The organism is Paenibacillus darwinianus, assembly GCF_000598065.1.
Taxonomy (GTDB): domain Bacteria; phylum Bacillota; class Bacilli; order Paenibacillales; family Paenibacillaceae; genus Paenibacillus_I; species Paenibacillus_I darwinianus.
In genome coordinates this window covers 19,157-29,179 of the sequence record NZ_KK082193.1, presented here as the reverse complement: position 1 = coordinate 29,179, position 10,023 = coordinate 19,157, and the positions used below count along the sequence as shown (strand labels likewise).

Annotated in this window: 8 protein-coding genes and 1 pseudogene; all 9 read left to right on the top strand. The window is 60.5% G+C overall.

Annotated features, from left to right (window positions below; genetic code table 11):
- Window positions 1-195 precede the first annotated feature (195 nt).
- The 9 genes and pseudogenes from BG52_RS12450 (at window position 196) to iolB (ending at window position 9,920) form a co-directional block, all read left to right on the top strand.
- Window positions 196-1,041, top strand: a complete 846-nt coding sequence (locus BG52_RS12450) for a sugar phosphate isomerase/epimerase family protein (RefSeq protein ID WP_036583656.1) — start codon at window positions 196-198, stop codon at window positions 1,039-1,041.
- Window positions 1,042-1,105: 64 nt separating this feature from the next.
- The gene (locus tag BG52_RS12445; RefSeq protein WP_051587807.1) at window positions 1,106-2,047 is read left to right on the top strand and encodes a substrate-binding domain-containing protein; all 942 of its coding nucleotides are present in this window, start codon (window positions 1,106-1,108) and stop codon (window positions 2,045-2,047) included.
- Window positions 2,048-2,157: 110 nt separating this feature from the next.
- Window positions 2,158-4,023: a 3D-(3,5/4)-trihydroxycyclohexane-1,2-dione acylhydrolase (decyclizing) gene (gene iolD / locus BG52_RS12440; protein WP_036583653.1), complete on the top strand. Its 1,866-nt coding sequence runs from the start codon at window positions 2,158-2,160 to the stop codon at window positions 4,021-4,023.
- Between the two features lie 19 nt (window positions 4,024-4,042).
- Entirely contained in the window at window positions 4,043-4,957 is a 915-nt protein-coding gene (gene iolE / locus BG52_RS12435) for a myo-inosose-2 dehydratase (RefSeq protein WP_036583651.1), read from the top strand.
- A gap of 6 nt (window positions 4,958-4,963) precedes the next feature.
- On the top strand, window positions 4,964-5,974 hold the full coding sequence (gene iolC, locus BG52_RS12430) for a 5-dehydro-2-deoxygluconokinase (protein WP_036583649.1): 1,011 nt from the start codon (window positions 4,964-4,966) through the stop codon (window positions 5,972-5,974).
- A gap of 41 nt (window positions 5,975-6,015) precedes the next feature.
- A complete protein-coding gene (locus BG52_RS12425) occupies window positions 6,016-7,461 on the top strand; it encodes a CoA-acylating methylmalonate-semialdehyde dehydrogenase (protein ID WP_036583646.1) in 1,446 nt (481 codons plus the stop codon).
- A gap of 117 nt (window positions 7,462-7,578) precedes the next feature.
- A pseudogene (locus BG52_RS12420) lies at window positions 7,579-8,023 on the top strand (class II fructose-bisphosphate aldolase); the annotation flags it as partial.
- 18 nt (window positions 8,024-8,041) lie between these two features.
- On the top strand, window positions 8,042-9,088 hold the full coding sequence (gene iolG, locus BG52_RS12415) for an inositol 2-dehydrogenase (protein ID WP_036583643.1): 1,047 nt from the start codon (window positions 8,042-8,044) through the stop codon (window positions 9,086-9,088).
- Window positions 9,089-9,104: 16 nt separating this feature from the next.
- A complete protein-coding gene (gene iolB / locus BG52_RS12410) occupies window positions 9,105-9,920 on the top strand; it encodes a 5-deoxy-glucuronate isomerase (RefSeq protein WP_036583640.1) in 816 nt (271 codons plus the stop codon).
- Window positions 9,921-10,023 lie beyond the last annotated feature (103 nt).

Below are 10,023 nucleotides of genomic sequence, written 5' to 3'. Positions count from 1 at the left end.
TGTCCGGCGGGATCGGAACGATTCCGGGCACCATTATCGGCGCCCTGATTATCGGCGTGCTCAACAACGGGCTGGATCTGCTCGGCGTCTCGTCCTATTGGCAGCAGATTTTAAAGGGCGGAATCATCGTAACCGCCGTCCTCATCGATTCCAGAAAAAATAAAAGAACATAGCGTCCAAGTGGAGGAGAAACCGATGAAAATTGCTTTTAATCAGGCGACGACCCTGAACAATTCGAATCTGGAAACCGATTTGGCCTTGTGCGAGAAGCACGGCTACGATTACATCGAGATCCGGCTCGACAAGCTGAAGCAATATTTGACGTCTCATTCGGTGTCGGAATTGAAGGATTTTTTCGACCGCAGCCACATCAAGCCTTATGCCTTCAACGCTTTGGAATATATCAATTTCAGGGACGAGGCGGGCTTCCGTCAAATCAAGGAAGACCTGAACTTTCTGTCTGGAATCGGCGAGGTGATCGGCTGCAAAAAAATCGTCGTCGTCCCGACCTTCGACATCGGCGATTATACACGCGAGCAGATCCAAACGGAGACGGTGCGCGTCCTGCGCGAACTGGCGGATATGGCTCAGCCATACGGCGTCGGCCTTGCGTTCGAGTTCGTGGGCTACCCGAATTGCTCGGTTAACACGTTCGGCCAGGCCTACGACATCGTAAAAGCGGCTGACAGGGATAACGTGGGGATCGTGCTGGACTGCTTTCATTTCCACGCCATGAACTCCAGGCTGGAGGATTTGAGACTGGCGGACCCCGGCAAAATTTTTATTTTCCACATTGACGATTGTGAGGATTTGCCGGTCGGCGCGCTGCGCGATCACCACCGGTTATGGCCGGGCCAGGGCGCGGTCGATCTCGACGCGATTCTGACGACCCTGAAGCAACTCGGTTACGACGAAATGGTGTCGATTGAACTGTTCCGTCCCGAATATTGGGGCTGGGAAGCTGACCGGACGATCAGAACCGGCAAGGAGACGACCGAACAGGTTGTCCGCAGTTATTTCCCGGAGCCGCTGCGCACGTAGCCGGATGCCGGCTCGCAGCCGTGTATATAACAACAGGTCGATCAAGGAAGGCGGTTGTCGCACAGTGTATAGCAAATACGGACCGCCCAAGGCTCAGCCGGAACGGCGAAGAAAAGCGATTAATCACGCTGCCGACAGGTATGAATCGGCATACACGCTGGGGCTTATCATGCCGGACCTGACGAATCCGTTCTTTGCCGAAATGGCCCGTTATATCGAGGAACGCGCGTATGAAGAAGGGTTCGGCACTATCGTATGCAGCACGGATAATTTGCCGGAACGCACGGAACGGAGCATTGCGATGCTGCAGCACAACCGGGTGGACGGCGTTATTTTCGCCACGGGACTCGTGAATGGCGAAATTATTGCGGAATTGATGGCGACGGTGCCGGTTGTGCTGCTGTCCCGGGACATTCCGACCTTGGCGATCGATTCCGTGCTTGTCGATGATTTTCTCGGAGGCCGGCTCGCCGTTCATCATTTGCTGGCGAAGGGGCACCGCAGAATCGCGGTCGTTGCGGAGGAGAAAAGCGTGACGAGCAGCACCGAGCGTATCCGCGGCTACCGGGCGGCGTTGGAAGAAGCATCCATGCCCTTTCGGCCGGAGCTTGTCGTTCGGATCGACGGCTATCGCGCGGAGCAGGCGGCAGTGGATGTGGGCGCGCTGCTCGACGCGCACCCGGGTATAACGGCTGTTTTCGCATGCAACGATCAATTGGCCGCAGCAACGATTCAGGCGGCGAACGAGCGCCGGATTGCCGTGCCCGCCGCTTTGTCTGTTATGGGATTCGATAATACGAGCCGCGCGACGGCGGTGTATCCTCCCCTGACCACGATTGCGCAGCCGATGCGGGAGATGGGACGGATGGCGGTTGACCTTCTGCTCAACAAAATGAAGGAGCCTTCGTCCGCGAGACGCAAAATCGTGATGCTGCCCGAGCTTATTGAACGCTCGTCCGTGTCGCGGCCGCTGCTGAGCGTCGTTTCGGAGGAAACGGGGACATGAAATGGGAATTGCCGCGCAACCGGGCGATGCTGCCGGGTTATTATCCTGTTGGGTATAGCGCTTAACCTTATGGAGCAAACGTACAATTTGAAGGAGGTTTGGGTACCGCTATGGAAACGGTTCGATTGACGATGGCGCAAGCGCTGCTGCGGTTTCTGGATGCGCAGTATGTATCCGTGGACGGCGTGGAGACGAAATTCGTGCAGGGCGTCATGGGGATTTTCGGTCACGGCAATGTGACCGGCCTCGGGGAGGCGCTGGAGCGCAGCGCGGGCAGTCTGGTTTTCATCCAGGGCAAGAACGAGCAAGGCATCGTGCATGCGGCGGCGGCCTATGCGAAGCAAAGCAACCGGAAGCGGATTTTCGCCTGCACGACATCGATCGGGCCGGGCGCGCTCAATATGGTGACCGCGGCCGCGACGGCCACGGTGAACCGGATCCCCGTCCTGCTGCTGCCCGGCGACAACTTCGCCTCGCGGCAGCCGGACCCGGTTTTGCAGCAGCTGGAGGTAACGAGCGATTATACGATTTCGGCAACCGACCCGTTCAAGCCGGTCAGCAAATATTGGGACCGGATCGTCCGGCCCGAGCAGCTGCTGACGGCGGCGCCGCAGGCGATGAGGGTGCTTGCGGATCCGGCCGAGACCGGCGCCGTCACGCTGGCGCTCCCGCAGGATGTGCAGGCCGAAGCCTATGACTACCCGCTCTCGTTCTTCGAGAAAAAAGTGCATTACCTGGACCGTCGCCCTCCGTCGCCGACCGCGCTGCAGCGCGCAATCGAGCTGGCCCAAGGCAAGCGGAAGCCGCTGATCATCGCCGGCGGCGGGGTGCTTTATGCCGAGGCGACGGCCGAGCTGGCCGCGTTCGCGGAGGCGTTCAACATTCCGGTCGCGGAGACGCAAGCGGGCAAAAGCTCGCTGCCGTGGAATCACCCGCTCAATGTGGGCGCCGTGGGCGTGACCGGTACGCTGGCCGCGAATTTGCTGGCACGGGACGCAGACCTGATCATTGGCGTAGGTACGCGCTACTCCGATTTCACGACATCGTCCAAATCGGCGTTCGGACATCCCGATGTGCAGTTTCTCAATATAAATGTGTGCGCCTTCGATTCGTCGAAGCTGAACGGCGTCGCGCTGACGGCGGATGCCAGGGAAGGCGTGAAGGCGCTGCAGGCCGGGCTTTCGGCTGTCTCCTACCGGAGCGGATACGATGAAGCGGAGATCAAGGCTCTCCGGAAGCAATGGGAAGACGAGGTCGACCGCCTGTATGCGGAAGAGCACGAAGCGGGTTTTTCACAAACGCGCGCATTGGGCGCCATTCAGGAGGCGATCGATTCGTCGGCCGTCGTCGTATGCGCCGCAGGCAGTCTCCCCGGGGACCTTCACCGGCTGTGGCGTCCGGCGCAGCCGAAGACGTACCACATGGAATACGGCTTCTCCTGCATGGGCTATGAAATTTCGGGCGCGTTCGGCGCCGCGCTGGCGGAGCCGAACCGGGACGTATATGCAATCGTCGGCGACGGCAGCTACCTGATGCTTCATTCCGAGCTGGTCACCAGCCTGCAGGAAGGCTGCAAAATAACGATTCTTCTATTTGACAACCACGGCTTTCAATGCATCCATAACCTGCAACGGGGACACGGCAGCGATGGCTTCGGCAACGAGTTCCGCTACCGCTCGCAAGAGACGGGCAGGCTGACCGGCGGCTATCTGCCGATCGATTTCGCGGCTCATGCGCGCAGTCTGGGAGCGAAGGCGTACAGGGCGGAGAATGCGGAGCAGCTGGCGGAAGCGATCCGGCAGGCGCGCGGCGAAACGGTTACGACGCTGATCGAAATTCCGGTATTGGCCGGCACGAATACGTCGGGTTATGAATCGTGGTGGAACGTCGGCGTTCCGCAGGTGTCCGTCAGCGAAAAGGTCGTAAAGGCGGGCGTCGAGATGCAGGAGCGGATAAGCGCCGTCAGCTTGCGCTAATAGAAGGGAGCAGGAGCGAATGATTAAGGAACAACTGTCGTTCAAGCTCGGCATTCATCCGATTAACTGGGTCGGGGAGGACGTTCGGGAGCACGGCGCCGATACGACGTTCGAGCAGATCGTGGACGATATCCGGCGATTGGGCCTTACCGGCACGGAGATGGGGCGCAAATATCCGACCGATCCGGCCGTGCTGAAGGCGGAGCTGGGCAAACGCGGCATTCGGCTGACCTCTCAGTGGAAATCGGTGCTTTTCTCCGATCCGGCCTACCGGGACGAGGAGCTGAAGGCATACCGCAAACATGTCGAGTTTCTGCGGGAGATGGGCAGCACCGTCATCAGTACCTGCGAGGTCGGAGGCTCGCTTCACTTCGACCCGAGGCGCACGCCGAACGAGAAGGAAGTGCTCCGGCTGGACGAGGCGGGCTGGGCAAGCCTGGCGGAAGGGCTTAACGCAGCGGGCGCAATCGCCCGCGAGTACGGCTTGAAGCTGACCTACCATCATCACGGCGGAACGGTGGTGGAACAGCCGGAGGAGATTGACCGGCTTATGTCGATAACCGATCCGGAGCTGGTGCACCTGCTGTTTGACTCGGGGCATGCCTATTACGGCGGCGCCGATCCGGTCTCCGTTCTGCGAAAGCATTACGATCGTGTCGCATATGTTCATTTGAAGGATATCCGTCTGAATGTGCTGGAGGAGGCCCGCGCGGAGAACGCCGATTTCGTAACCTGCATCCGCAAAGGCGTGTTCACGGTACCGGGCGACGGCTGCATCGACTTCGCCCCGATTTTTCGGGAGCTGGTCGAACGGGGCTACGACGGCTGGGCCATGCTGGAGGGCGAGCAGGACCCTGCCGAGCATCCGGCCTATGAGTACGCGCGAGACGCGCTAATTCACATCGAATCACTCATAACGAAGGAAAGAAGGTGACGCGACATGACCTATGTCCAATTCCCGCAGCAGAAACCAATCGATTTCGTGGCCATCGGACGGCTGTGCATCGACCTGAACGCGAACGAATTCAATCGTCCGATGGAGGAGACGTCGACGTTCACCAAATATGTCGGCGGCTCGCCGGCCAACATTACGATCGGGATGGCGCGGCTCGGGAAGAAGACCGCCTTCATCGGCAAAATCGCGGACGATCAGATGGGCCGCTTCATCGCGGATTACCTGCGCCGGGACGGGATCGATACGTCGAACGTCGTGACGGACCGGACCGGCGCGGTGACGGGCCTGGCGTTTACGGAAATCAAGAGTCCGACGGACTGCAGCATTCTCATGTACCGGGACAACGTCGCCGACCTGAAGCTGAAGCCCGGCGAGGTGGATGAGGAGCTGATCGCGAATGCGAAAATGCTGCTCATATCCGGCACGGCGCTTGCGCAAAGCCCGTCGCGCGAAGCGGTATTTCAAGCGCTGCATTACGCCAAGCGGCACGGTACGGTCGTCGCGTTCGACCTCGACTACCGGGCGTATACGTGGAACTCGGACGAAGAGACCGCAGTCTATTACAACCTGGCCGCCGAGAAGTGCGACATTATTCTCGGCACGCGCGAGGAGTTTGACATGATGGAGGTTTTCGACCGCAATCCGGACCGGAGCGACAGCGTGACGGCGAACAAGTGGTTTGATTACAGCGCCAAAATCGTCATTATCAAGCACGGCAAGGAAGGCTCGATCGCTTACACGCGGGACGGAAAACGGCATCGCGCCAACAGCTATCCGGCCAAAGTGATCAAAACGTTCGGCGCCGGCGACTCCTATGCGTCGGGATTCCTGTACGGCGTCATGCAGGGCTGGTCGCTCGAGGACAGCATGTCCTTCGGCAGCGCCTCCGCCTGCATCGTCATATCCAGCCACAGCTGCTCGGACGCCATGCCGTCCGCGGACATGGTGCATGACTATATCGCCCGCTGCGAGCGCGGGGAAATAACGGTATCCTGACCCGAACATACGGGATCGGAACGAAAGGGGATCATTTTACGATGGCTACAGTATTGAAAAATTGGATCGGCGGCCAATGGACGGCATCGTCCTCTACCGCGACTGACCCGGTGTACAATCCGGCAACGGAAGAGGTGCTGGCGGAGGTACCCCTGTCCTCTAAGGAGGACGTCGACCGTGCCGTGCAGAACGCCAAGGAAGCGTTCGCGGCCTGGAGCCGTACGCCGGTGCCGAAGCGCGCCCGCGTCCTGTTCAAATATCAGCAGCTGCTGATCGAGCAGTGGGAAGAGCTAGCCAAGCTCATTACGCGGGAGAACGGCAAAAGCTACGGCGAAGCGTACGGCGAAGTGCAGCGCGGCATCGAGTGCGTCGAGTTCGCGGCGGGCGCGCCGAACCTGATGATGGGCAAGCAGTTGCCCGATATCGCCTCCAACCTGGAGTCCGGCATGTACCGGTACCCGGTCGGCGTCGTGGCCGGCATTACGCCGTTCAACTTCCCGATGATGGTGCCTTGCTGGATGTTCCCGCTCGCGATCGCCTGCGGCAATACATTCGTGCTGAAGCCGTCGGAGCGGACGCCGCTGCTCGCGAACCGTCTGGCCGAGCTGTTCAAGGAAGCCGGGCTGCCGGACGGTGTGCTGAATATCGTGCACGGCGCGCATGACGTGGTGAACGGCATTCTGGAGCATCCGGACATCCGGGCGGTTTCATTCGTCGGCTCGCAGCCGGTGGCGGAATATATTTACCAAACGGCTTCCGCCCACGGCAAAAGGGTGCAGGCGCTGGCCGGCGCCAAAAATCACTCGATCGTTATGCCGGACGCCGATCTGAACCTGACGGTGAAGGAAATTATCAACGCCGCCTTCGGCTCGGCCGGCGAACGGTGCATGGCGTGCGCCGTCGTCGTCGCGGTTGGGGAAGCGGGCGATGAGCTGGTCGCGAAGCTGAAGGAAGCGGCCGACCGCATTACGATCGGCAACGGCGCGGAAGAGGGCATCTTCCTCGGACCCGTTATCCGCGGGCCGCACAGGGACCGGACAGTGAAGTATATCGAGACCGGCGAGCGCGAGGGCGCGCTGCTGCTGCGCGACGGACGCAAGGATGCCGCCTGCGACGGCAACGGCTACTTCGTCGGACCGACGATTTTTGACGGAGTCGGCACGGACATGACGATTTGGCGGGATGAGATTTTCGCGCCGGTGCTGTCGGTCGTGCGCGCCGATTCGCTGGAGGAAGCGGTCGAGATTTCGAACCGTTCGGACTTCGCCAACGGCGCATGCATCTTCACGCAAAGCGGGGGCGCAGTCCGGCAGTTCCGCGAAACGATCGATGCGGGCATGCTGGGTGTGAATCTGGGCGTTCCCGCGCCGATGGCTTTCTTCCCGTTCTCGGGCTGGAAAAAGTCGTTTTACGGCGATCTCCATGCCAACGGCATGGACGGCGTTGAATTTTATACCCGCAAAAAAATGGTCACCGCGCGCTGGTAATCAGCCGGTTCGGGTCCTAACTGAAGGAGTGGAAGAATTCATGGCGCTGGTGTCCATGAGAGAAATGTTGAACGGCGCGGCGGTGGCGGCCTGCGGGCGTGGCGAACGCGCTGATCGAGCATTACTGGACGAGAGGATGATCTGATCGTCGACGAGGCCGAAGGGATGTACGCCGTTCCGGAGGAATGCGTGTGGCTGGTGCGCCAGACGGGCATCGACTGTCTGGCGCCGGCTCTCGGTTCGGTTCACGGGCCGTACCGCGGGCAGCCGAAGCTCGGCTTCGACCGGATGGGGGACATCCGGCGGCTGACCGGCCTGCCGCTCGTACTGCACGGCGGAAGCGGCCTGCCGGATGCCGAGATCCGGCAGGCAATCTCGCTCGGCACGGCCAAGATCAACGTCAACACTGATAATCAAATGGCCTGCACGACGGCAATCCGCGCTTACCTGGAGGAGCATCCGGCGGGATCCACGGAGCTATCTGGGTCCTGCGCGGGAGGCCGTCAAGGCGGCGGTCAGGGACAAGATGCGATTGTTCGGCAGCACACATAAAGCAGGATAAAGCGGGAGGCAGAAGCTAATGGAGAAACTCCGAATCGGAATCATCGGCGCGGGCCGCATCGGCAAAATTCACGCCGACAATTTGCTTCGTCTTCCCGAAGCGCAAATCGTCGCGGTCAGTGACCTGTTCGCAGGCCCTGAGCTGGAAGCTTGGGCGGCGGAGCGCGGCATCGGCATCGTGACGAAGGACAGCGGCGAGATTATCTCGAATCCGGATATCGACGCGGTGTTTGTATGCTCCACGACGGACACGCACGTTCCGCTCATCAAGCAGGCGGCGCAGGCGGGCAAGCATATTTTTTGCGAGAAGCCGATCAGCATGGATATCCGGCAGACGCAGGAAGCGATCGAGGCTGTCCGCAAGGCGGGCGTTAAACTGCAGATCGGCTTCAACCGCCGGTTCGATCATAACTTCAAGCGGCTGCGCGAGCATGTGCAGGCCGGTACGATCGGCGAGCCGCATATCGTGCGCATCACGTCGCGTGATCCGAATCCGCCGAGTCCGGACTATATCAAGTTGTCCGGCGGGCTTTTCATGGATATGATGATTCACGATTTCGATATGGCCCGCTTCCTTTCCGGCAGCGAGATTGAAGAGGTGTACGCGCAGGGGGGCGTGCTGATCGATCCGGTATTCGCGCAGTACGGCGATGTGGACACGGCGATCGTCATGCTGAAATTCGCAAGCGGCGCGCACGGCGTCATTGAGAACAGCCGCAAGGCGGTTTACGGCTACGACCAGCGCATCGAGGTATTCGGCTCCAAGGGCAGCGCGGCCGTGTCGAACGATCACCCGAACACGGCGGAGATCAGCACGGTCGAAGGCGTTATGCGCGACAAGCCGCTGCATTTTTTCCTGGAGCGCTACAATGAGGCGTATATCGACGAGACCCGCATGTTCGTGCGCAGTGTGCTGCACGGTGAGCCGCTGGCCGTGGACGGCAACGACGGCATGCAGGCCGAACGGATCGCTCTGGCCGCCAAGCTGTCGCTGCATCTCGGACGTCCCGTCAAAATAGCGGAAGCGCTCGAGCTGGCGGCTGCGCAGCCGGCGGGAACATTTTAAAAGGGGGGAAGACAACGTGGCTGAATTGATTGTAAAGCCGGAACCGACGCCCGACGCGGACGGGACGCTGCTGCATATTACGCCGGAGTCGGCGGGCTGGACTTATGTCGGCTTTCGGGTCGTCAGGCTCGATGTGGGGCACACGTTCGGACAGACGACCGGCGGCAGCGAGGTTTGTCTCGTGCTGCTGAGCGGCCGGGCGGACGTCCGGACGAGGCGGCGGAAGTGGACGGGTATCGGGCAGCGGATGAGCGTGTTCGAACGGACGCCGGCTTATTCCGTGTATGTTCCGAATGATGACGAATATGAAGTGACGGCGTTGACGGCCGTCGAGCTGGCGGTCTGCGAGGCGCCGGGGCTTGGGAACCACGAGGCGCGGCTGATCGCGCCGGAGCAGGTCGGCGTCGAAACGCGCGGCTACGGGAATATCGAGCGCCGGATCCATAACATTCTGCCCGAACAGGAACCGGCAGACAGTCTGCTGGTCGTCGAGGTCTTCACTCCGAACGGCCATTGGTCGAGCTATCCGCCTCACAAGCACGACCGCGATGCGCTGCCGAACGAATCGCTGCTGGAGGAAACGTATTATTTTCGCGTGCAGCCGGAGCAGGGGTTTGCCGTGCAGCGGGTATATACCGACGACCGCACACTTGACGAAACGCTGATCGTGAAGGACGGCGAGGCGGTGATGGTGCCGAAGGGCTACCATCCCGTGTCCGCGCCGCCTGGATACGATTGCTATTATCTGAATGTGATGGCCGGTCCTCATCGGTTGTGGAAATTCCATAACGATCCCGATCATGCATGGATCATGACGACGCAACGGACGTGAGGAAGCCACCCTGAAATGGGACGAATCGCTTGTGCGGACGAACGGCAGCGATCTCGTCAAGGACGGCCGGCGCAACGCCGCCGATTGGCTGGCGGGAAGCGGA

Excerpts from the sequence above, each read along its gene's own strand:
- BG52_RS12450 (WP_036583656.1), top strand. The coding sequence starts at position 196 with ATGAAAATTGCTTTTAATCAGGCGACGACCCTGAACAATTCGAATCTG.
- iolD (WP_036583653.1), top strand. The coding sequence starts at position 2,158 with ATGGAAACGGTTCGATTGACGATGGCGCAAGCGCTGCTGCGGTTTCTG.
- iolE (WP_036583651.1), top strand. The coding sequence starts at position 4,043 with ATGATTAAGGAACAACTGTCGTTCAAGCTCGGCATTCATCCGATTAAC.
- iolC (WP_036583649.1), top strand. The coding sequence starts at position 4,964 with ATGACCTATGTCCAATTCCCGCAGCAGAAACCAATCGATTTCGTGGCC.
- BG52_RS12425 (WP_036583646.1), top strand. The coding sequence starts at position 6,016 with ATGGCTACAGTATTGAAAAATTGGATCGGCGGCCAATGGACGGCATCG.
- iolG (WP_036583643.1), top strand. The coding sequence starts at position 8,042 with ATGGAGAAACTCCGAATCGGAATCATCGGCGCGGGCCGCATCGGCAAA.